This window comes from Kitasatospora sp. CM 4170 (genome assembly GCF_032110285.1).
Lineage (GTDB): Bacteria > Actinomycetota > Actinomycetes > Streptomycetales > Streptomycetaceae > Kitasatospora > Kitasatospora aburaviensis.
Genome location: NZ_CP134877.1, coordinates 7,563,940 through 7,586,994, shown reverse-complemented (window position 1 = coordinate 7,586,994; position 23,055 = coordinate 7,563,940). Strand labels below are relative to the sequence as shown.

The following is a 23,055-nucleotide window of genomic DNA, read 5'->3' as shown; positions in this document are numbered from 1 at the left end:
ACGACCGCGGCGCTGGGCGGGCGACGCGCACAGGGCCCGGCGCGGATTCACCCGGACCGCACGTGCACTCGGGTGAACACGCCCGGGAGACCACCCGAAGGGGCGCACCGCCGCGGCCTCCACCGCCGTCCTCCGGTGGCAACGGCGCCGAGGGTGGTTGACGGTGGATCAGGCGCAGCCCCGCGAGTCCCCTTGGCCGACGACGTGTCGGCAGTCGCGGTTCCGCGCCGGAAGGATCACCATCATGCGCTCTGCACGCACGCTGCTCGCCGGGGCGGTCATCGCCGCCGCCGCCGTGACCGTCACTGCCCCCGCCGCCTTCGCGGACGGCGGCGACAAGAACCTGACCTGGCAGGAGAAGCAGGACAAGGCCGCCAGCCCCGACGGCCAGAAGACGTGGGACGAGAAGCAGGAGAAGAGCTCCTCCTCCGGCTCCTCCTCCAGCTCCTCCGGCTCGTCCTCGTACGGCGAGAAGAGCGAGAAGAGCGAGAAGAGCGAGAAGAGCGAGAAGGGGGAGAAGGGCGAGGAGAAGGCCCCGCACGGTGGTGTGCACACCGGTGGCGGCGGCCTGGTGTCCGGCGGCGGCCTCGCCTCCGGAGCCGTCCTGCTGCTCGGCGGTCTCGGGGCCGGCGCCATCGCGCTGCGCAAGGGCCGTCGCTCGGCCGGCGCCGCGATCTGAGCCCGGCGCCGTCCGACGGCGCCGTCCGACGCCTCCCCGCCGTGGCCGCCGCCCCTGCGCGCCGGCCGCGGCGGGGGCGCGCGGGTCCACCGGGCCCGCCGAGCGGCCGCGGCGGCGCTTCGTCGCGACGGCCGACGCGTGATCACCGACTCGTCGCGGCCGACGCGTGCCGGCCGGCTCGTCCTCGGCAAGTCGCCGAGCCGAGTCGCCGGGCCGAGTCGCCCCGGCCGGGTCGTGACGACCGGGTCGTGGTGACAGAACAGTCCCGCACGGCCGAGGAGTGGAACGATGGCCGGTCTGGTTCCTGGTACGTCCCGGCTGCTGCGCGCGGGTATGGGCGCGGCGGCGGCCGGTCTGCTGCTGATCTACAACTCGGTGGACTCCGGGTCCCCGGCGGAGTCCGCCTCGGGCCAGGCCGCGCCTCCGGCGGCCACAGCGGCCCCGACACCCGGCGCCGCGTCCGCGACCCCCATACCCACCGCGCCCGCCACACCGAAGGCCGCCGCCCAGGGCGCCGCGGCGCCCCCGCTGAAGCGGGCCGTGCCGACCCGGCTGCGGATCCCGCAGATCGGCGTGGACGCCCCGTTCACGGAGCTGACGCTCAATCCGTCCGGCCAGCTCAACGCACCGCCGCCGGACGACAAGAACCTGGTCGGCTGGTACCGGGACGGCGTCACCCCCGGCGAGCGCGGCAGCGCCGTGGTGGCCGGGCACGTGGACACCACCAAGGGCCCGGCGGTCTTCCTGCTGCTGAGCCTGCTGCTGCCGGGCAACAAGGTCGAGGTGCAGCGGGCGGACGGCACGGTCGCCGTCTTCTCGGTGGACTCGGTGGAGACCTTCTCCAAGAGCGCCTTCCCCGACCAGAAGGTCTACGGGAAGACGCCCGACGCCCAGCTGCGGCTGATCACCTGCGGCGGCACCTACGACAAGAAGCGCAAGGACTACCTCGACAACGTGGTGGTCTTCGCGCACCTGGAGTCCTCCCGGCGGGCCTGAGCCCGCCGCGGCGCGGCCCCGGTCGGCGGACCCCTGCCGGCCGGGGCCCCGTCGTTCCTCGCGCAGGAGCGGCGCGGGCGACGCGCGGAACCGCCCGCACCGGCGATCGGTGCGGGCGGTCCGGCGACCGGGCGCCGGCGGCTCAGCCCCGGACGGTGGCCTCGAAGGCGTGCAGGTAGGGGTTGACCTCGCGGACGCCGGCGACGGACAGACCGGCCTCCTCCATCAGCCGCACCATGCTCTCCTTGGAGTGCTTGGCACCGCCGACGTTGAGCAGCAGCATCAGGTCCATCGCCGTGGTGAAGCGCATGGAGGGGCTGTCGTCGACCAGGTTCTCGACCACCACGACTCGGGCGCCCGGCTTGGCGGCCCGGACCACGTTGGCCAGGGTGCGGCGGGTGCTCTCGTCGTCCCACTCCAGGATGTTCTTGATGATGTAGAGGTCGGCGCGCACCGGGATGTCGACCCGGCAGTCGCCGGGCACCAGCCGCGCCCGGGCGGCGAAGGCACCGCCGTCGCGGAGCCGCGGGTCGGCGCCGGCGACCACCTTGGGGAGGTCCAGCAGGGTGCCGTGCAGCGCCGGGTGCTTCTCCAGCAGGCTGGCCAGCACGTGGCCCTGGCCGCCGCCGATGTCGACCACCGAGTCGATGCCGGTCAGGTCGAGGTAGGCGGCGAAGTCGGCCGCGGACTGGCGGCTGGAGGTGGTCATCGCCCGGTCGAAGACCCGCGCGGAGTCGCCGCCCTCGCTGTGCAGGTACTCGAAGAACTCCTTGCCGAAGATCTCGGGGAAGACGTTGCGCCCGGAGCGGACGGCCTCGTCCAGCTTCGGCCAGGCCTCCCACGTCCACGGCTCGGTGCACCAGAGCGAGATGTAGCGCAGGCTGTTGGGGGCGTCCTCGCGCAGCAGCCGGGACATCTCGGTGTGCTCGAACCGGTCGTCGCCGACCTCGTGGAAGATGCCGTAGCAGGTGAGGGCGCGCATCAGCCGGCGCAGCGGCTTGGGCTCGGTGCCGAGCTCGGCCGCCAGGTCGGTGACGGCGGTCGGCGTGTCGCCGAGCGCGTCGGCGACGCCGAGCCTGGCGGCCGCGCGGACGGCGGCGGCGCAGGCGGCGCCGAAGACGAGCTCCCGCAGGCGCATCGCGGCCTGCGGGGTGGTGGCGGGTGCGGTGGTCATGTGCCGTCTTTCTGCAGGTGGGAGGGGTGGCGGAGGGCGCGCGGGGTCAGCAGTGGCCGGCCGGCTTGGAGACCGCGCAGTGGTTGCGGGCGAAGGTGTTGGTGGTGCCGGTGTCGGCGTCGACCAGGTCGGCCGGGCTGTTGCCGGTCGCGTAGTTGCCGCTGATGGTGTGCCGGGCGTTGGGCGCGCCGACCAGGCTGCGGAAGAGCACGATGCCGCCGGACATCGACGAGGTGCCGACGTTGTCGCGGACCTGGTTGTCGGTCACCTGGGTGTCCTCGGCGCCGGTGAGCAGGATGCCGGTGCCCTGGATGAAGTCGAGCCGCGGGTTGGGCGGGCAGTACTTGTTGTTGGCGAGGACCCGGTTGCGGGTGACGCTCAGCGCTCCCGCCTTGGGCACGCCCTCGTCGCCGACGATGAAGACGCCGCCGCAGTTGCCGCGGACCTCGTTCTGCTCGATGCTCAGGTCGCGCAGCCGGCGGACGGTGACGCCGATCCGGTTCTCGGAGAGCCGGTTGCCGCTGACCAGCGTGCCCTCGGTGTCGGCGGCGCCGCCCTCGTTGACCACGCTGTTGGCGAGGAAGATGCCGGACTGAGCGTTGCGGGCCGATTCGTTGCCGACGATGACGGCGCGGGTCGACTTCTCCTGGCTGATGCCCTGCTGGCCATTGTCGTGGACGTAGGTGGCGCGCACGGTCATACCGGCGGTCGAGGCGATGTTGACGCCGTTCTTGGGGAAGCCGGTGACGGCGAGGGCCTCGACGGTGACGCCGCGCAGCGGCTCCGCGTCGGTGCCGGCGACGCAGAGGCCGTGGCCGGCGGTGGCGCAGACGGTGTCGCCGGCGGTGCCGTCGGCGGCGTTCCCCGGGACGATCACGCTGTGCCGGCCGACGCCGCGCAGGGTGAGATCGGGCGTGGTGATCCGGACGCTGCCGTAGTAGGTGCCCGCCAGCAGCTGGACGGTGTCACCGGGGGCGGCCGCGTCGACGGCCTGCTGAATCGATTCGCCCGGGCGGACGAGGTGCAGGCCGCCGGCGGCGTGGGCCGCGGGCGCGGCGGCCAGGGTGGCCAGGACGGTGGTGAGGGCGGTCGTGGCGGCGGCGGTGGCCGCGGCGAGGTGGTGGACCCGTCGCGTGGGCATGAGTTGATGACCTGCTTTCTGCCGCGCTCGCCGGACTCCGGCGCGGTGACGCGGTGTGAGTGGGAGACGACGGCCGGTGGTGGTCGGCCGGAATCGACGCTATGGGTGCACGGGTGGACCCGCCACCAGGGCTGGGCTGTGGGGCTGACGGACCGTCGGCCGAGGAGGTGACGCGGCCGGGCTCGGCGCCGGCCGGGGGCGCGGTCGGGCACGGCTCGGGGTCGTGGTCCGCCCCGGCCGGGGTCGGCGTCAGCGCCTCGCCCTTGGCGGACCGGCCGCCGGGCACCGACGGCGGGGTGGCGGGCGACGTGCCCGCCCCGCCCGCGGCAGGGGCGGGGACCGGCACGTGGCATGCTCGGGGCCATGAACACCGCTGCCGTCCTGCCGCCCGCCGCCGCGCCCTCGGCGACCACCGCCGTGCCCTCGGCGGGCGCCGTCCGCAACCCGATCGGTGCCCACGTTCCGGTGGCCGCCCGCGGGCTGGCCGGGACGGGCCTGGCGTACGCACGACGGGTGGGCGCGGAGGCGGTCCAGGTGTTCGTGGCGAACCCGCGCGGCTGGGCCACTCCCCCGGGCAACCCGGCCCAGGACGAGGAGTTCCGCACCGCCTGCGCCGAGCAGGGCGTCCCGGCGTACGTGCACGCGCCGTACCTGATCAACTTCGGCTCGGACACGGCGGCGACGCGCGAGCGCTCGGCCGACTCGCTGCGCCACTCGCTGCTGCGCGGGCACGCGATCGGCGCGCTGGGCGTGGTGCTGCACACCGGGTCGGCGGTCGGGACGGCGCCGGGCGGCGGGTCGCGGCGGGCCGAGGCGATGGCCCAGGTCCGCGCGGACGTCCGCCCGCTGCTGGACGAACTGGACGCGCTGGGCGACGACGCACCGTGGCTGCTGCTGGAACCCACGGCCGGCCAGGGCAGCTCGCTCTGCTCGCGGATGGAGGACCTCGCGGAGTACGTGGACGCGCTGGACGGCCACCCGAAGGTCGGGGTCTGCCTGGACACCTGCCACGCCTTCGCGGCCGGGCACGACCTGGCGTCGCCGGGCGGCGTCCGGGAAGCGCTGGACGCGCTGGTCGCGGCCGCCGGGCCGGGGCGGCTGCGGCTGATCCACGCCAACGACTCCGAGGACGCGGTCGGCGCGCGCAAGGACCGGCACGCCAACATCGGCGCCGGGATGATCGGCGCGGAGCCGTTCCGGGAGCTGTTCGAGCACCCGGAGACGGCCGGCGTCCCGCTGGTGGTCGAGACCCCGGACCGCAAGCACGGCGGCGAGGGGGCCGGCCACGCGCTCGACATCGCGGTACTGAAGGAGCTGCGGGAGCGGGCCGCCGTCCCGGGGCAGCGCTCGCGCCGCTGACGGCGGCGGGTCACGCACGGCGGCGGGTCACGCACGGCGGCGGGTCACGCACGGCGGCGGTCAGGAAGCGGCCCTCGGGGGGGCGAGGAGCGGTCCGCGGGAAGCGCCCGCGGTGAGCGGACCGCGCGTCTGCGGCGGCGCGTGGGGCCGGCCGCGCTCCGGCTGCCGGGTCGGCGGGCCGGTGAGAGGCTGGAACGAGTTGACGCCTCAGGCCCCTGGGGGTTTCCGATGAGCCCGACCCGGAGACTGGCCGCACTCCCGTGCGGACGCCGCAGCAAGTGGGTGGTGCTGGCCCTCTGGCTGGTGCTGCTGCTCGTCGCGGGTCCGCTCGCCGGCAAGCTCAACGGCGCCGAGGACAACCAGGCCTCCAGCTGGCTGCCCGGCAACGCCGAGTCCACCCAGGTGCTCAACGAACAGCGTGCCTTCCAGCCGGTCGACACCGCGCAGGCCGTGGTGGTCTACCAGCGCGACGGCGGGATCACCCCCGCGGACCGGGTGGAGGCGGCCCGGGACGCCGCCGCGTTCGCCACCGCGCCGCACGTCCTGGGCGAGGTGGTCGGACCGGTCGTCTCCGCCGACGGCCGGGCGATGCAGACCATCGTGCCGATCGACATCGGCACAGGCGGCTGGGAGGACCTGCGCCCGGCCGTGGACAACCTGCGCGCCACCGCCGCCGACGGCAGCCAGGGCATGGTCACCCACGTCACCGGCCCCGCCGGGATCGGGGCCGACCAGGCCGAGGTCTTCGCGGGCATCGACAGCACCCTGCTGGCCGCCACCATCAGCGTGGTGATCATCCTGCTGCTGCTCACCTACCGCAGCCCCGTCCTGTGGCTCCTGCCGCTGCTCTCGGCCGCCGGGGCGCTGGTCGTCTCGCAGGCGGTGATCTACCTGCTGGCCGACCACGCCGGACTGACCGTCAACGCGCAGAGCGCGGGCATCCTGATCGTGCTGGTGCTCGGTGCCGGCACCGACTACGCGCTGCTGCTCACCGCCCGCTACCGGGAGGAGCTGCGAAGGCACGAGGACCGGCACGAGGCGATGGCGTTCGCCCTGCACCGGGCCGGCCCGGCGATCCTGGCCTCCTCGGCCACCGTGGTGGCCTCGATGCTCTGCCTGCTGATCGCCGAGATGAACTCCACCAGCGGACTCGGGCCGGTCTGTGCGATCGGCGTGCTGGTGGCGCTGGTCGCGATGCTCACCCTGCTGCCGGCGCTGCTGGTGGTCTTCGGCCGGTGGGTCTTCTGGCCCGTCAAGCCCGCGTACGGGACGCCGGAGCCGACCCGGACGGGCCGCTGGGCGCACGTCGGCGCCTGGATCGGCCGCCGTCCGCGCAAGGTGTGGATCGGCACCACGCTGGCTCTGGCCGCCTGCTGCATCGGCCTGGTCTCGCTGAACGCCTCCGGCCTGAGCACGGCCGGCACCTTCACCGGCAAGCCGGACTCGGTGGTCGGCCAGGAGGTGCTGCAGGACCACTTCCCCGGCGGGACGGGCGCGCCGCTGACCGTGATCAGCACCGAGTCCGGGGTCGCCGCCGTGCGCGCGGCGGCGACCTCGACACCCGGGGTCGCGGGGACGTCGGCGCCCGAGGTGCACGAGGGGACGGCGCTGTTCAGGGCCACCCTCACCGACCCGCCGGACAGCCAGGCCGCCAAGGACACCGTGGACCGGGTGCGGACGGCCGTCCACGCGGTGCCGGACGCTGACGCCAAGGTCGGCGGCAGCACGGCGGTGATCCTGGACGCCGGGCGTGCCGCGACGAACGACAACCGGACGATCATCCCGCTGGTGCTCGGCGTGGTGCTGGTGATCCTGGCGCTGCTGCTGCGCGCGATCACGGCGCCGCTGGTGCTGATCGCGACCGTCGTGCTGTCGTACGCGTCGGCGCTCGGGATCAGCGCGTTCTTCTTCGAGCACGTCTTCCACTTCGAGGGCCAGGACAACTCCTTCCCGCTGTTCGTCTTCGTCTTCCTGGTGGCGCTCGGCATCGACTACAACATCTTCCTGATGACCCGGGTGCGGGAGGAGTCCGTCCACCAGGGCACCCGGAGGGGGGCGATCTCCGGACTGGCGGCGACCGGCGGGGTGATCACCTCGGCCGGGCTGATCCTGGCCAGCACCTTCGCGGTGCTCGGCACCCTGCCACTGGTCGGCTTCGCCGAGATCGGCTTCGCGGTGGCCCTCGGCGTCCTGCTGGACACCCTGGTGGTGCGGTCGGTGCTGGTCACCGCGCTCACCATGGACCTGGACCGGCACATCTGGTGGCCGAGCAAGTTGTCCAAGCAAGTCGTGGATTCGGAAGGCGAGTTGGCCAGACAGCTTTAAGTTACCGTCGAGTTCATACGGTGATCGTCCGATGTCTTGCCATGCGTGGCCGGAGGCGAGTTCACTGCGGCCATGCCAACTCCCACCACGCTTCGCCGCGGCACCCGCCTGGCCGCCGCCGCAGCCGTCGCCGCGGGCCTGATCGCCCCGCTGGCGACCGCCCCCGCCGCCTCGGCCGCCACCGTGCCCGCCGGCTCGGTGCCCGCGCTCAAGGTGCTGACGTACAACGTCTTCCTGATGAGCAAGAGCCTCTACCCCAACTGGGGCCAGGACTACCGCGCGAAGGCCATCGCCGCCGCGGACTTCTTCCAGGGGCAGGACGTCGTCGTCCTCCAGGAGGCCTTCGACAACGCCGCCTCCGACCTGCTCACCTCGCAGGCCTCGGCCGCCTACCCGTACCACACCCCGGTGGTCGGCCGGTCGACCAGCGGCTGGGACGCGACCGGCGGCAGCTACAGCTCCACCACGCCGGAGGACGGCGGGGTGACGCTGCTCAGCAAGTGGCCGATCCTGCGCAAGGAGCAGTACGTCTTCAAGGACGCCTGCGGGGCGGACTGGTGGTCGAACAAGGGCTTCGTCTACGCCGTGCTGAACGTCAACGGCGTGCGCACCCACGTGGTCGGCACCCATCTGCAGTCCACCGACACCGGCTGCTCCGCCGGTGAGCCGGCGGCCGTGCGGGCGGCGCAGCTCAAGGCGATGAAGTCGTTCATCGACGGCAAGAACATCCCGGCCGCCGAGCCGGTGGTCATCGCGGGCGACCTCAACATCAACTCGCACGACACCGAGTACCCGTCGCTGCTCGCCAACGCGGGCGTGGCGCCGGCCGACACCCGCAACGGCTGGGTCAACTCGTTCGACACCGTCGACAACTCGATCGCCGCCTACCGGTACCCCGGTGAGCCCAAGGAGGACCTGGACTACGTCCTCTACCGGACCGACCACGCCCGGCCGGCGAGCTACACCAACACGGTGGTCCGCTTCCACAGCGCGCCGTGGACGGTGAGCAGCTGGGGCAAGAGCTACACCTACAACGACCTCTCCGACCACTACCCGGTGACGGCCGGCTAAGGCCCGTCGAGGCGGGTGGTGCGCGTAGGTCCGGTCCGGCCGGACCGGGCCTACGCGCCGCCCGTGAAGAGCCGGTACGCCGGCCCGAGGGCGGCCTCCAGGGGCCGGCCCCGGACGGTGATCCCGGAGGCGCCGAGCTCGGCGAGCGCGGTGCCGGGTACGGGGCTGCCGGCGGGTGCCTGCACGGGGGCCGCCGTGGCAGGCTCCGCGGGGGCCGCCGGGATGCGGGCCTGCCAGAAGGTGTCGAGGCAGTCCGCGAGCGGGCGGTCGCCCGGCGCGGGCCCGCGGTCGGAGGCGGGCCGGCGGTCGGGGGCAGGCCGGCGGTCGGGGGCGGGCATCGGACGGGTCACTCTCCGATCGCGTCGGCGGACAGGCTGAGCAGCTCGCGCAGCCGCTCGGCGGACAGTTCGGCCAGCCACTCCTCACCGCCGCCGATCACGGCGTCGGCCAGGCCGCGTTTGGCCGCCAGCAGCTCGTCGATCCGCTCCTCCACCGTGCCGACGCAGACCAGCCGCCGCACCTGCACGTCGCGGCGCTGCCCGATCCGGTGCGCCCGGTCGGTGGCCTGGTCCTCGACGGCCGGGTTCCACCAGCGGTCGAGGTGGATCACCTGGTTGGCGGCGGAGAGGTTGAGACCGGTCCCGCCCGCCCGCAGCGAGAGCAGGAAGACCCTTGCCCCGTCGGGCCGTTGGAACCGCTCGACCAGCTCGTCCCGGCGCCCCTTGGGCACCCCGCCGTGCAGGTACGGCACGTCCTCGCCCAGCCGCTCGCGCAGGTGGGGCTGCAGCATGGCGCCGAACTCGGCGTACTGGGTGAAGACCAGCGCCCGGTCCCCCTCGGCCAGCGCCTCCTCCAGCACCTCCACCAGCCGCTCGACCTTGCCCGAGCGACCGGCCACCGCCGTTCCGTCGTGCAGCAGTTGGGCCGGATGGTTGCAGACCTGCTTGAGCCTGCCGATCGCCGCCAGGACGGCGCCCTTGCGCTCCACACCGCGCATGCCGCGCAGCCGCTCCAACAGATCGGCCACCACCGCCCGGTAGAGACCGGCCTGTTCGGCGGTGAGGCTGCAGTGGACGGTGAACTCCTGTTTGGCGGGCAGGTCCTGGGCGATCTGCGGGTCGCTCTTGCTGCGGCGCAGCAGGAACGGCCCGGACAGCCGGCGCAGCCGCGCCGCCGCCTCGACGCTCCCGGCCTGCTCCACCGGGATCGAGAACCGCTCCTTGAAGGACTCCGCGCTGCCGAACAGCCCCGGGTTGGCGAAGTCCAGCACCGCGTGCAGCTCGGCGAGCCGGTTCTCCACCGGCGTTCCGGTGAGCGCGATCCGCGGCCCCGAGCGCAGCGAGCGGAGCGCGCGGGACTGCCGGGCCGCCGGGTTCTTGATGTGCTGCGCCTCGTCCGCGACGATCCGCCGCCAGCGGATCGCGCGCAGCTCGGCGGCGTCGCGCTGGACCAGCCCGTAGGTGGTGATCACCAGGTCGGCGGACCGGTCGGGCGCGGAGCGGTCGGCCCCGTGGTGGACGTGCACGCGCAGCCCCGGCGCGAACCGGGCCGCCTCCCGCTGCCAGTTGCCGACCAGCGACATCGGGCAGACCAACAGGGTGGGGCCGGTGGCGCCGCGCTGCTGCTCCAGCGCGAGCAGGGCGAGGGTCTGGACGGTCTTGCCGAGGCCCATGTCGTCGGCCAGTACGGCGCCGAGCCCGAGCCGGCCGAGGGCGTCCAGCCAGGCCAACCCCCGCCGCTGGTAGGGGCGGAGGGTTCCGGTGAAGCCGTCCGGCAGTTCGGGGACGCGGTCGGCCGGGCCGGGTCGGCCGGCCAGCAGCTCCCCGATCGGCCCGGCGGCGCGGACGGCGGTCACCGGCAGCCCGTCCACCACGGCGCCGTCGTCCAGGGCCAGCCGGAGCAGCTCCACGGGCTCCATCACGCCACGGCCCCGTGCGGCCAGGAAGCGTACGGCGGCGGCGAGTTGGGCCTGGTCGACCTCGATCCAGCGGCCACGAAGCCGGACCAGCCCCTGCTGGGCCGCCACCAGCTCGGCCAACTCGGCCTCGGTGACGGTCAGTTCACCGATGGAGAGCTGCCACTGGAAGTTCAGCACGGCGTCCCGGTCCACCCGGGCGGTGCGCCGCACCGAGCCCGGGGCGGTGGCGGGCGCCGCGGTGAGGGCGAGACCGAGCCGGGGGCGCCGCTGCCACCAGGCCGGGAGCAGCACACCGAAGCCGGCCCGGGTGAGGACGGGGGCGGCCTCGCGCAGGAAGCGCAGGGCGCCCGCGCGGTCCAGATCGACGCCGGTGGGCCGGGGGGCCAGCAGCACGCTGCGCAGCGGCGGGTGGACGCGGGCGGCGCGCTCCAGCTCGGCGAGGAGGGCGGCGGCCGGGTCGGAGACGGTGCGCGTCAGGGCGGCGTACCCCGCGTCCTCGGTCCAGAGGTCGGCGGCGGGGACGACCAGGGAGGGGCGGTCGGCTGCCTGGAGCAGTAGGTCGAGCCGCCAGGTCTCGGGGGCCGCCCCCGGGTCGTCGTCCTGGGCCGAGGCCCCGGTGCGGTCGCCCCCGGTTCGGTCGCCCCCGGTTCGGTCGCCCCCGTACGGGAGGCCGTCCGGGCCGAGGGGTTCGGTGAGGCGGAGGTTGAGCCGGACCGGGCTGTCGGCGGGGCGGGCGGCTCCCCAGACGGTCAGGCGCTCCGGCAGGTCGGTGGCCGGGGGGCGGCGGAGACGGCCGTCGGCGGCGTGGAGTGCGGCGAGCCAGGGCTCGGCGGGCGGTTCGAGGTCCACGAGGGCGGCGCGGGCCTCCTGGTCGACGAGGGTGTCGAGCAGGCCGGTGGCCAGCTCCGTCCCGGTCGGGGCGGCGGCCGGGGCCTCCGGCGCGCCCGCGCCCGGGCGGTGCTCGGCCCGGCAGACCGGCGGGCAGCCCGCGGCCAGCGCGGCCAGCTCGCGCCGGGCCGGCGCGTCCGGGGCGGGCCGCCAGCGCGCGTACCACTCGCCCGGCCGCTCCTCGGCGAGGGCCGGCAGCAGCCGCCCCCGCCCGACCAGCCGCCAGGCGAGGTCGTGCACGGCGGACAGCCAGCGCAGCGAGGCGCCGTAGGCGAGCTCGACGGACTCGCCGCCGGGCAGCTCCACCGTCGCACCGGGCCAGCGGGGATCGTGCAGCGACCCCAGCAACTGGGCCGCCTCCGCCGGGCCGAACAGCAGGGTCGGCACCCGCCACGCGCCGAGCGCGACGCCGCGCGGTGCGCTGCCCACCGGAAGGTCGGGCGAGGGGACTGGCCGCTCGCCGAGGGTCGGCAGCAGCAGCCCGGTCCAGCGCTCGTCCGCCTGCCCGGCCAGCCAGTCGAGGCCGGGCCCGATCGCCCCCAGCAGCCGGGCGACCTCCCCCGCCGCGCAGGCGTACGGGTGCGCGCCCGCGCCCGGCCGCGCTGCGGCGGGCCGCCCGGTACGGTAGGCGGCCGCGTCCTCCGCCCACAGCGCGAGGCGACCGTCGGCTCGCCAGAGCGCGTGCAGGGCGTACATCGGGGCGGGCCTCCGGGGCGGTGGGACGGCGGTGGGACAGCGAGCCTCCCAGCCTAACCACGACCTCCGACAACCGGCCCGGCGCGGGCGCCGGGAGGCCGGCTGCTCCCCTGCTCAGGCGGTCGTGCCGGCTCCGGCCCCGGCCCGGGCCGCGGCTCCAGCCGGTGTCGCCGTCGCCGTCGCACCCACCGTGCGGAAGTGGTCGGCCGCGAACGCTGCGAAGAGGCGGGCGGCGGTCGAGTGGGGGGCACCGCCGTCGCGGACGAGGCGCAGCTCGCGGTGGCATCCGGGCTCGGCGATCCGCACCCAGGAAAGCGGCCCGCGGATCTCCGAGGCCCGGGCCATCGCCGGGAGCAGGGCCACCCCGAGGCCCGCGGCGACCAGACTCACCACGGCTCCGGGCTCGTCGCCCTCGCAGACGACCACCGGTTCGACGCCGGCCCGGGCGAAGAGCCGGTCCGCCAGGACCCGCTGCCAGTGCCCCCGGCTGGGGGAGACCAGCGGTTCGCCCTCCAGCGCGGACAGCGGGACCGCGTCGCGGCCGGCCAGCCGGTGGCCGTCCGGCACGGCGAGCAGCACCTCCTCCCGCAGGAGCAGCTCGGAGACGAGGCCGGGCCCGACGAGCGGCTGGGACGCGACGCAGAGGTCCACCTCCCGGGCGCGGAGCCGGCGCGCCATGGAGTCGGCGGACGACTGGCGCAGCCGCACCTCGATGCCCGGGTGGGCGTCCCGGAAGCGGACCAGCAGGGCGGTGACGGTCAGCAGCGTCTCGGCGGCCAGCGTCACCCGCCGGTTGCGTTCGGCGGCGTCGGCCAACTCGCGCAGTCCGTCGTCGAGTTCCCGGAGGGCGCGATCGACGCGGCGCAGGAAGGACGCGCCGTGCTCGTTGAGGTGGATCCGGCGGCCCCGGCGGTCGAAGAGCCGGACCCCGAGTTCCGCCTCCAGCCGGGAGATCGTCCGGCTCACCGAGGGCTGGGCCACCCGCAGTTCCTCGGCCGCCCGGCTGATGTGCTCGTACCGGGCCACCACCTGGAAGCACCGCAGCGCCGGCAGGTCCATCCGTCAGTCCCCCCTCGGGCCCGCACCGTCCGCGACATCGGTGTCGTCGCGACATCAGAGCCGTCCGCGTCGTCCGCTTATAACACCTGAGGCATCGTCTCATGCCCGAATCGGTCGTGGAGTTGATGAGCGGAGCTCGCCTAGCCTCCGGGAGGGGGCGCCGCCCCCGCCCCGCACCCGCCCCGTTCGAGGAGTTGTCCTGTATGGCCGCCAACCCGGCACCCCCCTTCGAGAGTTATGTCGATGGCGTCCTCGCCGCCCTGGAGCGCGGGCCCGACCGGCCCGCGGTGGTAGCCGCCGACGGCCGCACGGTCACGGCCCGCGCACTGGCCGACGAAGTCCGTGCGACCGCGGCCGTGCTGGCCGCTCGCGGCGTCCGGCGCGGGGACAGCGTGGCCTTCCTGACCGGCAACCGACCGGAGGCCCTCTCCGCCCGCTACGCCGTGAACCTCCTCGGCGCCCGGGCCGCCTTCCTCGGCGCGGGCATGTCCGCCGCCGTGCAGGCGGACGTCGCCGCGAGCGCGGGCGCCGCCACGCTGCTGGTCGACCCCGCCGAGCAGGCCGCGGCCGACGCCCTGCTCGCCCGCCTGCCGTTCCCGACCGTTCTCGCCCTCGGCGCCCTGCCCGCCCCCGCCACGGCGGGCACGCCGTTCCGGGCGCCGGAGCCCGTCCGGGCCGAGGACGACTGGTGCCTGCGCTTCACCGGCGGCACCACCGGGACCCCGAAGGGCGTCCCGATGGCCCACGGCCCCTACCGGCGGATGCTGGACGGGCTCGCGGACCGCCTGCGGTCCGACTGCCCGCCCCGCGTGCTGGCCTGCACCCCGCTCGCCCACATGGTCGGCATCCTCGCCGACGCGGCGCTGCTCGCCGGGGGCGCCGTCGTGCTGCAGCGCGGCTTCGACCCCGCGGACGTCCTCGCCGCGCTGGAGCGGGAGCACGTCACCGACCTCTGGCTGCTGCCCCCGCTGCTGTACGGGCTGCTGGACCACCCGGCCGCGGCCGACGCCGAACCACCGGCCCTGCGAAGGCTGTTCTACGGCGGTACCGCCGCCTCGGCCGAGCGGCTGCGCCGGGCCGCCGAGCTGTTCGGGCCCGTGCTGCACGGCTGGTACGGGCAGACCGAGGCCGGGGCGATCACCGAGGTCGGACCGGAGGAGCACGCCGTCACCGGGCCGGGCGGCCGGATCACCGCCGGACGCCCGGCGCCCGGGGTGACGATCGAGATCCGCAACCCCGCCGGCGCCGTACTGCCCCCGGGCGAGAACGGGGAGATCCACGTCCGCACCCCCATGACGATGACGGGCTACTGGCGCCGCCCAGACCTCACCGCCGAGGTGCTGCAAGAGGGTTGGATCCGCACCGGCGACGTCGGCCAGCTCGACGCGGCGGGCTACCTCCACCTGGTCGACCGGCTGAAGGACATGGTCGTGGTGGTCGGCGGCCACGTGTACCCGGCCGACGTCGAGGAGGTGCTGCTCGCCCACCCGACCGTCGCCCAGTGCGCCGCCTTCGGCGCCCTGGGAGCGGACGGGACCGAGGAACTCCACGTCGCGGTCGTGCCCGCGGCCGGCGGCCACCCCGACGGCGGACTGGTCCGGGCGCTCGTCACCGAGCGGCTGGGCCGGATGTACGCCCCGGGCGCCGTCCACCTCCTGGACCGCCTCCCGCTCACCGAGGCCGGCAAGCCCGACCGCAAGCTGCTCCGCGCCACGCTCGCGCCGACCGCCGCAACCGCCGCAACCGCCGCGGCCGCACCGACCACCCCGAACGCTTCGACCTGACCGACCACCCCCGGCCAAGTCTGTCGACATCAAGTATCTTGACGTCGAGATTCACCTCCGGCAGGCTGCTCTCCGGACAACGGAACGGGGAGGGTCGGACCATGGGCAAGCGCGGGGACGGACTGCTGGCACAGCTGCGCCGGCCGCCGGGCGGACGGGACGGGCGGATCATGCTCCTCGCCCAGTTCCTGGACCGGGCCGGTACGGGGGTGTGGGCGGCGTCCGCGGTGCTCTACTTCACCTTCGTGACCCGGCTCCACGCGCGGGAGATCGGCCTGCTGCTCGGCATCGCCGCGGTGGCCGGCATCGCCGGCTCCCCGCTGGCCGGGCAGCTGGCCGAACGGTTCCCGGTGCGGACGCTGCTGATCGGCTGCCACCTGCTGCGCCTCGGCACGATGGGCCTGCTCCTGGCCTGCGACGGCTTCGCCGCGCTGCTGCCGGTGATGGCGGTCACCTGTCTGGCCGAGCGGGCCGCCAAGACGCTGGAGATGCTGTTCGCCACCCGGGCGGCCGGCGAGCGGCGGTCCACCTACCAGGCGCTCACCCGCAGCGCGGCCAACGCCGGGTACGCCCTGGGCGCCGGGGTCGCGGCGCTCGGCCTGGCCGTCGGGACGGTCGGCGCCTACCAGCTGCTGGTGCTGGCCAACGCGCTCTCCTTCGCGGTGACCGCCGCGCTGGTCTCGCGCACCCGGGAGCCGCGCTCCGCCCCCGGCCGGGTCGCGGCGGGCGCGCCGGCCGGCCCGGCGGCCGCACCCGCCCCGACCGCCGGGCCGGCGCCGCGCCCCTGGCGCGACCGCGGCTACCTGCGCTTCGTCCTCCTCGACATCCCGATGAACCTGGACGACTCCGTGCTCGCCGTCGGCCTGCCGCTCTGGCTGGTCGACCACACCACGGCGCCGCACGCCCTGGTGCCGGCCTTCCTGGTGCTCAACACGGTGCTGGTGGTCCTCCTCCAACTACGGCTCTCGGCACGGGCCGAGGGCCCCCACCGGGCGGCCGGCGCAGTGGCGCTCGCCGGCCTGGCGATGTTCATCGGCTGCGCCGTGGTGGCCCTCGGCACCGGCGGCGGAACCTGGTCCGCCTCGGCCGCCCTGCTGGTGGCGGCGACGGTGGTGACCGCCGCCGAGCTGATGCGCTCGGTCAGCTCCTGGGAGCTGGCCGTCGCCCTCGCCCCCGACCGCTCCCGCGCCTCCTACCTGGGCGTCGCCGGCATGTCCCAGTCCATCCAGAAGTCCGCCGGCCCGCTGCTCCTCACCGGCGCCGTGATGACCGCCGGTCCGGCCGGCTGGCTCGTCCTCGGCACCGCGGTCGCCGGCCTCTCCCTCCTCCAGCGCCGCTCCTGCCTCCATCGCCTGGCCGCCATGCGGCCGGCCGACGGGCCGACGCCGGCGGTCGCCGTCCCCGGCCGGGCGGTGGACTCCCACCCGGCCAAGGCCCGGAACTGACCCTTCACCCGGGCGCGGGCCTCTCCCCCTGATCCTGCCGGGCCCGCGACGCCGACGCCGAGCACGCCGTGGCCGTGGCCGGGACCGCTCGGGCGTCCGGCTCCGGGACGGCGCCCGGCAGCCGGCGGGTCGCGCCGACATCGACGGCGACACCCCGGGTCGACACCCCCGACGACACCCGGGCGACACCCCGGGCGGTCGCACTCCCCCGACTCACCTGCGGATCGGCCCCGGCCGGGCCCGCGTTGCCCCGGATGGATCATCTGGCGTGCCGCGGAGGGGACTTGGCCCTAGGTTGCGTTGCGAGGGGGCTACTCGACCGAGAGGTGTCTACTGCCATGGCAGGCAAGTTCGAGCTGTACACCGACGAGAGCGGCATGCACCGGTTCCGGCTGAAGGCGAGCAACGGCTCGATCGTCGTGACGGGCGACCCGCAGGAGAGTCGGGACGACTGCATCAAGAGCATCGAGTCGATCCGGAAGCTCGCGCCCTACGCGGAGCTCAAGGAGGCGGCCGCGGGTAAGGCCTGACCGGACGCGCGCGCAGCCCCGCCAGCGGCGGGTGCGGGCGCGCGTGGCGCGGGGTCGGCGAAGCGAGGGAATTCGCCGACCCCCGTTCGTTTGTACGACAGATCCCTTTGGCCGGGTGCACGCCGGACGCGGACAGAACACTGGCATGCGCGTCGTCATCGTCACCGAATCCTTCCCGCCCGAGGTCAACGGAGTCGCCCACAGCGTGCTGCGGACGGCCGAACACCTGCTCCGCCGGGGCCATCAGCCCCTCGTCGTCACTCCGGCGCCCGCGCGCGGTGCCGACTGCCCGCCGCACACCTTCGGGGCCGGCTCCACGGCCGCCGAGCTGCCGGTGGTCCGCATCCCCTCCGTTCCGCTGCCCGGCTACCCGCAGGTCCGGATCGCCCTGCCCAGCCGGCAGCTCACCGCCGCGATCGCCGGTCACCGACCCGACGTGGTCCACCTGGCCAGCCCGTTCGTACTCGGGGCGCGCGGCATGCAGGCCGCCGCCCGGCTCGGCGTCCCGGCCGTCGCCGTCTACCAGACCGACCTCGCCGGGTACGCGCACGCCTACCGCGCCGGGCGCGGGCTCGGCGAGACCGCCGCCTGGCACCGCATCCGCGCCATCCACGGCGCCGCCGCCCGGACGCTCGCGCCCTCCACCCCGGCCGCGCAGGACCTCACCGCGCACGGCGTCCCCCGGGTCCAGCTCTGGCCGCGCGGGGTCGACTCGGTGCGGTTCCACCCGCGCCACCGCGACGAGGCGCTGCACCGGGCGCTCGCCCCCGGCGGGGAGGTGCTGGTCGGGTACGTCGGACGGCTCGCACCCGAGAAGCGCGTCGACCTGCTGGCCGCGGCCTCGGCGCTGCCCGGCGTGCGGGTGGTGGTGATCGGCGACGGCCCCTCCGCACCGGGGCTCAAGGCCGCGATGCCCGGCGCCGTCTTCCTCGGCCGCCGCACCGGCGACGAGCTGGCACGCTGTTTCGCCACCCTGGACGTGTTCGTGCACACCGGCCCGCTGGAGACCTTCTGCCAGACCATCCAGGAGGCGATGGCCAGTGGCGTCCCGGTGATCGGGCCGGCCGCCGGTGGCCCGCTCGACCTGGTCGCCCACCACCGGACCGGCCTGCTCGTGCCGCCCCGGGACGGCGCGGCGGTCGCCCGGGCGGTGGAGACCCTGGCCGCCGACCCCGAGCTGCGGGCCGCCTACGGCCGCGCCGGGCGGGCGGAGGTGACCGCCCGCACCTGGGAGGCGGTCGGGGACCTGCTGTTGCGGCACTACGCGGAGGTGCTGGCGGAGCACCGCGGCGCACCCGTCCCGGGCGCAGTCGGGTCCGGCGCAGCCGTGCCCGGAGCGGTCCTCCCCGGGGCGGTCCTCCCCGGGCCGATCCTCCCCGGGGCCGGCCAGGCCGCGCAGGCCGTACCGGCTGCCCCCGGGGCCGACGCGCCGGTCGTGGCCGCAGCGCCCGCCGTGGGCACCCCCGCCCCGGACGCCCCCGCGGTGGCAGAGGGCCTGCCGGCATGACCGGCCGTAGCGACTCCCTGCGGATCGTCCGGGTGGCGAACTTCGTCACCCCGGTCTCGGGCGGACTGCGCACCGCCCTGCGGCACCTCGGCACGGGCTACCGGGCCGCCGGGCACACGCCCGTCCTCCTCGTCCCCGGCGAGCGGCGGACGGAGCAGGAGACAGAGCAGGGCCTGGTCGTCACCCTGCCCGGACCGGTCCTGCCCGGCAGCGGCGGCTACCGGCTGCTCACCGACCGGCGGGCCGTCGCGCACGAACTGACCCGGCTCGCGCCCGACCGGCTGGAGGTCTCCGACCGCACCACCCTGCGCTGGACCGGCGAGTGGGCCCGCCGGCACGGCCTCCGCTCGGCGATGGTCTCGCACGAGAGTGCCGCCGGACTGCTCCGCACCTGGGGCCTGCCCGCCCCGCTCGCCGACGCGGCCGCCGACCGGCTCAACACCCGCACCGCGCGGACGTACGACACCGTGGTCTGCACGACCGACTGGGCCGCCGCCGAGTTCCGCCGACTGGGCGTACGGAACCTGGCGCGGGCGCCGCTGGGTGTGGACCTCGCCGCACTGCGCCCGCTGACCGCCCCCGAGCGCGCGCACGAGCGGGCACGGTACGCCGATCCGGACCAGGTGCTGCTGGTGCTCTGCTCGCGGCTCTCCACCGAGAAGCACCCCGAACGGGCCGTCGACGCCCTCGCCGGGCTGCGGGCGCGCGGGCTCCCGGCCGTGCTGGTGGTGGCCGGCACCGGGCCGCTCCGGTCCCGGCTCGCGGCCCGCGCCGCGCGGCTCGCGCTGCCCGTGCACCTGCTCGGTCACGTCGCCGGCCGGGACGCGCTGGCCCGGCTGCTGGGCTGCGCGGACGTCGTGCTCGCCCCCGGGCCGGTGGAGACCTTCGGCCTCGCCGCCATGGAGGCGCTCGCCTGCGGCACGCCGGTGGCGGTCAGCCGGTCGTCGGCCCTCCCCGGGCTGGTCGGGCCGGCGGGCGTGGCCGCGGACGACACCGGTACGGGCTTCGCCGACGCGGTCCGCGAACTGCTCGACCGCCCGGAGCAGACCCGCCGCGCCGCGGCCCGCACCCAGGCCGAGCAGTACGGCTGGCCGGCCGCGGTCGCCGCGTTCCTCACCGCCCACGGTGCACCTCCGGGAGGCCCGGCGCAGGAGAGCACCGAGGAGCTGCGCACGGAGCGGAAGGACGCGGACCAACAGGGCACTCAGCCGCAGGACGCCGAGGAGAAGCGCGCGGATCAGGCGCACGTCGCGCGGCGGCTCCGCGGAGCGGACGACGCCCCGCGGGAGCGGGCGCAGCGGTAGCGAAAGCAGCAGCAGCGAGCGCAGCGCGAGAAGTCGGCCCCTTCGACTTCTGGCGCGCGAGGCGCAGGGCGCGGGCGGTCGGCGGTCGGCGGTCGGCCCGGGCGCACCCCGCCGACGGGGAAGTCGGGCCGGCCGACTTCCGGTGCGGGCCGCACACGGCTCCCCCGGCCACCCGGCCAGGCACGCAGGCAAGCAGGCAAGCAGGCACGCGGCACAGCAGCAGCCCCACGGCGGCAGCGACAGACACGGCAACGAAACACGTGGCGCAGGAAGTCGGACAGGCCGACTTTCCGCGCCCGCAGTGAGGTGTGGGAGGTTCGCGGTGGAGGCGGCGTTCGTGGTCGGGGACGGGCGGGTGGTGGAGCCGGTACGGTTCGTGGCGCTCGGCGACTCGCTCACGGAGGGGGTCGGTGACCCGGTGCCCGGCGGGTGGCGGGGCTGGGCGGCGCTGCTCGCGGGCGCGTTGGCACCCCTGAAGGCAGGCGTCGAGTTCACCAACCTCGCCCGGAGCGGGGCGCTCAGCGGCGATCTGCGGTCCGAGCAGTTGCCCGCTGCACTGGCACTGCGGCCGGGTGTGGCGGCCGTGGTGGTCGGGGGCAACGACACGCTGCGGGCCGGGTTCGACATCGGCCGCACCGCACGGGAGTTGGACGCGGTGCTCGGCGAACTGTCCGAAAGCGGCGCCCTGCTGCTCACCGCATGCCTGCCCGATCCAGGCGCGCTGCTGCGGCTGCCCCGGCCGCTAGCACGCCCGCTGGCGCGCCGGATGCGTGCGGTGAACACCGTGGTGCACGCGCTCTCCGTGCGCCACCGGGCCGTCCACCTGCACGTCGCCGAGCTGCCGTGGGTGGCCGAGCGGCACCTGCTGAGCGTCGACCGGCTCCACCCCAGTGCCGAGGGGCACCACCTGATCGCCCGCGGATTCCACGCGCTGATCGCCGAGACCGGCCGCCGGCTCGGCGACGTTCCCGCCGACCGGCCCGCCGAGCCGCCGCCCGGCACGGCGGCCGACCTGTGGTGGATGGCCACCCGCGGCACCAGCTGGGTCGTCGATCGCAGTACCGACCTGCTCCCGGGGCTGCTCGCGCTGGCCGCCGGCGAGACCGTCGCCCGCCTCCGCGGCGCGACGGCCCGGTACGACGAGCAGATGGCCCGGGCGGCCGACGCAGCCCTCGCCTCGCTCGGCCCGGGTGGCACGACCGGCCCGGTCGCCCCGGTCCACCTCCCCGGCCTCCCCGGCGTCCCCGGCCAGGTCGTGCCCGGCCGCTGATCCGGGCGGGCGCGTCGGGTGTCGTGGACTGGCTGCGGCCATTGGGGAGCCGGGCCCGGGAGCCCGGTGTGCGGCGTGGTCCGACTCCTGCGCCGAGGGTGATCGGCCTGGTCGAGGCCTAGGATTCTGACGAATGGTCACGGAGCGGCCGCCGGGGGAACCACATCGGCCGACCGGATGTGTCGTGATGGGCAGCGGTCGGGGCGATCCCGGCTCGGCGGAGGGAGTGGTCGCAGTGGTGACGTCATCGGCGGCGGATGCACAGGACGGGCGCGCGGGGCGCGAGTTGATGGCCGCCGCCGGGGTCCTCTTCCCGGACGGGCAGGGCCGGGTGCTGGTGGTCCGGTTGCCGTACGACCGGAAGCACCCGGTGGCGATCCCGGGCGGGGGCTGGGAGCCCGAGGACCTGTCGCCGCGCCGGACGGCCGTCCGGGAGATCGCCGAGGAGCTGGGGTTCACGCCCCGGCTCGGGCCGCTGGCCTGCATCGACTGGACGCTGGACGACCTCCGGCCGCCGATCGCCGCACACCTCTACTGGGCCGAGCCGCTGACGCCCGAGCAGTCGGCCGCGTTCACGCCGGACGCGGCGGAGGTCGGCGGCTGGGCGTGGCTGACGCCGGAGCAGGCGGGCCACGCGCTGCCGCCGCGGCTCTCCCGGCGGGTCGGCGCCTGTCTGCGGGCACCGCGCTCGGCCGGTCCGCTGGAGCTGGAGGACAGCCTGCCGGCCGGACACACCCTCGACCACCTGGCGGCCGAACCACCCGTCGACTACACCGGACTGGCGGGCGTGGCCCTCACCGGCGGCGCCGACCGGCCGACCGCCGGGGCCGCCGCTCCCCCGCTGGACCGCGCCACGTACATCGCCACCCGGCCGCGGATCCGGGCCAAGGCCCGGACGCTCTTCACCGCCGCGGACGGGCGGGTGCTGCTGGTCCGGCTCCGGCCGTGGGACGGCCCGGGCGGCGAGGAGCCGTACTGGGTGCTGCCCGGCGGCGGCATCGAGGCTGACCGGGAGCTGCCACGGGCAGCGGCCCGCCGCGAGGTCCGCGAGGAGCTGGGGTGGGAGTGCGAACCGGGCCGGCTGCTGGCGCTGGACTGGCTGCCCGGGCGGGAAGCGGACCCGGCGAGCCGGCGGGACACGGCCGTCCTGGTCTACGTCTTCGACGGCGGCACGGTGACGGAGGAACAGCTCGCGTCGGCCGTCCTGGCCGAGGACGAGCTGGTGGAACTGCGGCTCTGCGACCAGGAGGAGGCACGGAGCCTGCTGTCGGCGGGGTCCTGGGCCCGGACGGCGGCCGCGCTCGCCGCCCGACACCGCCCGGGCGGGCCGGCCGAGCTGGTCGGGGGACGTCCGGCCGACTGACCGAGCGGCCTCGGTGTCCTGGCCCTCGGGTGGGTCCCGGGGGCCCCGTCCTGGTGGTGCACTGCTTCAGAACGGTGTTCCTGGGCGACACTGGGCGCATGCAGAACGGGATCGCAGAGGTGCTGACCGGACGGCGGGTGGCGGCGGTCAGCGGCGGCGGCCGGCTCGACCTCACGCTGGACGGACCGGTGACCGTCCGGGTGGCGCACGAGTTCCGGGTCGACGCGCCGTCCGAGGTGGAGCACTACTACCCCGGGCTGACCTTCCGTCCCACCGGTCCCCTGCTGGGCCTGGTGGGCCGGGCGGTCGCCGGCGCCCGGGTGACCATGGCCGGCGGTCTGGAGGTGGCGTTCGACGGCGGTGTCACGCTCTCGGTGCCACCGCACGCGGTGGTCGCGCCCTGGAGCGTGCTCACGCCCGGGGGCGCCGTCTGCGACGGACTCGCCGGCGGCGAGGTGGTCTGGTCGGACGGCCCCGCAACCGAGGGACGAACCGAAGGGTGAGCCGGACCGCGCGCCGGGTGACGCGCGGTCCGGCCCCCCGGGG

At 75.8% G+C, this 23,055-nt stretch carries 17 protein-coding genes and 1 pseudogene; 13 read left to right on the top strand and 5 right to left on the bottom strand.

The window, feature by feature from the left end; all coding sequences use genetic code 11:
• Positions 1-244 precede the first annotated feature (244 nt).
• On the top strand, positions 245-679 hold the full coding sequence (locus RMN57_RS31995; RefSeq protein WP_313766775.1) for a hypothetical protein: 435 nt from the start codon (positions 245-247) through the stop codon (positions 677-679).
• 288 nt (positions 680-967) lie between these two features.
• Complete coding sequence (locus tag RMN57_RS31990) at positions 968-1,675, top strand: class F sortase (RefSeq protein ID WP_380237881.1); 708 nt, start codon at positions 968-970, stop codon at positions 1,673-1,675.
• A gap of 142 nt (positions 1,676-1,817) precedes the next feature.
• On the opposite strand, the gene RMN57_RS31985 is transcribed toward RMN57_RS31990, so the two are convergent.
• The gene (locus tag RMN57_RS31985) at positions 1,818-2,849 is read right to left on the bottom strand and encodes a methyltransferase (RefSeq protein WP_313766774.1); all 1,032 of its coding nucleotides are present in this window, start codon (positions 2,847-2,849) and stop codon (positions 1,818-1,820) included.
• Between the two features lie 46 nt (positions 2,850-2,895).
• Positions 2,896-3,990 (bottom strand): right-handed parallel beta-helix repeat-containing protein, encoded by a 1,095-nt coding sequence (locus RMN57_RS31980; protein WP_313766773.1) that lies wholly within the window; start codon positions 3,988-3,990, stop codon positions 2,896-2,898.
• A 363-nt stretch (positions 3,991-4,353) separates the two neighbouring features.
• On the opposite strand from RMN57_RS31980, the gene RMN57_RS31975 reads away from it, so the two are divergent.
• The 3 genes from RMN57_RS31975 (at position 4,354) to sph (ending at position 8,745) form a co-directional block, all read left to right on the top strand.
• Positions 4,354-5,349, top strand: a complete 996-nt coding sequence (locus RMN57_RS31975) for a deoxyribonuclease IV (RefSeq protein WP_313766772.1) — start codon at positions 4,354-4,356, stop codon at positions 5,347-5,349.
• Positions 5,350-5,577: 228 nt separating this feature from the next.
• Positions 5,578-7,674 carry an MMPL family transporter gene (locus RMN57_RS31970; RefSeq protein ID WP_313766771.1) on the top strand — a complete coding sequence of 699 codons (2,097 nt, stop codon included), beginning with the start codon at positions 5,578-5,580 and terminating at the stop codon, positions 7,672-7,674.
• Between the two features lie 72 nt (positions 7,675-7,746).
• Positions 7,747-8,745, top strand: a complete 999-nt coding sequence (gene sph, locus RMN57_RS31965) for a sphingomyelin phosphodiesterase (RefSeq protein ID WP_313766770.1) — start codon at positions 7,747-7,749, stop codon at positions 8,743-8,745.
• A 50-nt stretch (positions 8,746-8,795) separates the two neighbouring features.
• Here the strand turns inward: sph and RMN57_RS31960 are convergent, their stop codons facing one another.
• The 3 genes from RMN57_RS31960 to RMN57_RS31950 all read right to left on the bottom strand — a co-directional run bounded on the left by RMN57_RS31960 (position 8,796) and on the right by RMN57_RS31950 (position 13,306).
• Positions 8,796-9,083 (bottom strand): hypothetical protein, encoded by a 288-nt coding sequence (locus RMN57_RS31960; protein WP_313766769.1) that lies wholly within the window; start codon positions 9,081-9,083, stop codon positions 8,796-8,798.
• Between the two features lie 8 nt (positions 9,084-9,091).
• On the bottom strand, positions 9,092-12,247 hold the full coding sequence (locus tag RMN57_RS31955) for a DEAD/DEAH box helicase (RefSeq protein WP_313766768.1): 3,156 nt from the start codon (positions 12,245-12,247) through the stop codon (positions 9,092-9,094).
• Positions 12,248-12,361: 114 nt separating this feature from the next.
• Entirely contained in the window at positions 12,362-13,306 is a 945-nt protein-coding gene (locus RMN57_RS31950; protein ID WP_313766767.1) for a LysR substrate-binding domain-containing protein, read from the bottom strand.
• Positions 13,307-13,509: 203 nt separating this feature from the next.
• Between RMN57_RS31950 and RMN57_RS31945 the strand changes: the two genes are divergently transcribed.
• The 8 genes and pseudogenes from RMN57_RS31945 to RMN57_RS31910 all read left to right on the top strand — a co-directional run bounded on the left by RMN57_RS31945 (position 13,510) and on the right by RMN57_RS31910 (position 23,012).
• Positions 13,510-15,090: an AMP-binding protein gene (locus RMN57_RS31945; protein ID WP_313766766.1), complete on the top strand. Its 1,581-nt coding sequence runs from the start codon at positions 13,510-13,512 to the stop codon at positions 15,088-15,090.
• Positions 15,091-15,191: 101 nt separating this feature from the next.
• Positions 15,192-16,535 (top strand): MFS transporter, encoded by a 1,344-nt coding sequence (locus RMN57_RS31940; protein ID WP_313766765.1) that lies wholly within the window; start codon positions 15,192-15,194, stop codon positions 16,533-16,535.
• A 338-nt stretch (positions 16,536-16,873) separates the two neighbouring features.
• Positions 16,874-17,065 (top strand): DUF1508 domain-containing protein, encoded by a 192-nt coding sequence (locus RMN57_RS31935; RefSeq protein WP_313766764.1) that lies wholly within the window; start codon positions 16,874-16,876, stop codon positions 17,063-17,065.
• Between the two features lie 145 nt (positions 17,066-17,210).
• Positions 17,211-18,353 (top strand): annotated as a pseudogene (locus tag RMN57_RS31930) (glycosyltransferase family 4 protein); the annotation flags it as partial.
• A gap of 215 nt (positions 18,354-18,568) precedes the next feature.
• A complete protein-coding gene (locus RMN57_RS31925; RefSeq protein WP_313766763.1) occupies positions 18,569-19,876 on the top strand; it encodes a glycosyltransferase in 1,308 nt (435 codons plus the stop codon).
• A gap of 322 nt (positions 19,877-20,198) precedes the next feature.
• Entirely contained in the window at positions 20,199-21,146 is a 948-nt protein-coding gene (locus RMN57_RS31920) for an SGNH/GDSL hydrolase family protein (protein ID WP_313766762.1), read from the top strand.
• Positions 21,147-21,381: 235 nt separating this feature from the next.
• A complete protein-coding gene (locus RMN57_RS31915) occupies positions 21,382-22,509 on the top strand; it encodes an NUDIX domain-containing protein (protein WP_313766761.1) in 1,128 nt (375 codons plus the stop codon).
• A 98-nt stretch (positions 22,510-22,607) separates the two neighbouring features.
• Positions 22,608-23,012, top strand: coding sequence for a DUF6188 family protein (locus tag RMN57_RS31910; protein ID WP_313766760.1), 405 nt, complete (start codon positions 22,608-22,610; stop codon positions 23,010-23,012).
• Positions 23,013-23,055: the final 43 nt, after the last annotated feature.

Coding starts and splice junctions, on each gene's coding strand:
- RMN57_RS31995 (WP_313766775.1), top strand. CDS start 245: ATGCGCTCTGCACGCACGCTGCTCGCCGGGGCGGTCATCGCCGCCGCC.
- RMN57_RS31990 (WP_380237881.1), top strand. CDS start 968: ATGGCCGGTCTGGTTCCTGGTACGTCCCGGCTGCTGCGCGCGGGTATG.
- RMN57_RS31985 (WP_313766774.1), bottom strand. CDS start 2,849: ATGACCACCGCACCCGCCACCACCCCGCAGGCCGCGATGCGCCTGCGG.
- RMN57_RS31980 (WP_313766773.1), bottom strand. CDS start 3,990: ATGCCCACGCGACGGGTCCACCACCTCGCCGCGGCCACCGCCGCCGCC.
- RMN57_RS31975 (WP_313766772.1), top strand. CDS start 4,354: ATGAACACCGCTGCCGTCCTGCCGCCCGCCGCCGCGCCCTCGGCGACC.
- RMN57_RS31970 (WP_313766771.1), top strand. CDS start 5,578: ATGAGCCCGACCCGGAGACTGGCCGCACTCCCGTGCGGACGCCGCAGC.
- sph (WP_313766770.1), top strand. CDS start 7,747: ATGCCAACTCCCACCACGCTTCGCCGCGGCACCCGCCTGGCCGCCGCC.
- RMN57_RS31960 (WP_313766769.1), bottom strand. CDS start 9,083: ATGCCCGCCCCCGACCGCCGGCCTGCCCCCGACCGCCGGCCCGCCTCC.
- RMN57_RS31955 (WP_313766768.1), bottom strand. CDS start 12,247: ATGTACGCCCTGCACGCGCTCTGGCGAGCCGACGGTCGCCTCGCGCTG.
- RMN57_RS31950 (WP_313766767.1), bottom strand. CDS start 13,306: ATGGACCTGCCGGCGCTGCGGTGCTTCCAGGTGGTGGCCCGGTACGAG.
- RMN57_RS31945 (WP_313766766.1), top strand. CDS start 13,510: ATGGCCGCCAACCCGGCACCCCCCTTCGAGAGTTATGTCGATGGCGTC.
- RMN57_RS31940 (WP_313766765.1), top strand. CDS start 15,192: ATGGGCAAGCGCGGGGACGGACTGCTGGCACAGCTGCGCCGGCCGCCG.
- RMN57_RS31935 (WP_313766764.1), top strand. CDS start 16,874: ATGGCAGGCAAGTTCGAGCTGTACACCGACGAGAGCGGCATGCACCGG.
- RMN57_RS31925 (WP_313766763.1), top strand. CDS start 18,569: ATGACCGGCCGTAGCGACTCCCTGCGGATCGTCCGGGTGGCGAACTTC.
- RMN57_RS31910 (WP_313766760.1), top strand. CDS start 22,608: ATGCAGAACGGGATCGCAGAGGTGCTGACCGGACGGCGGGTGGCGGCG.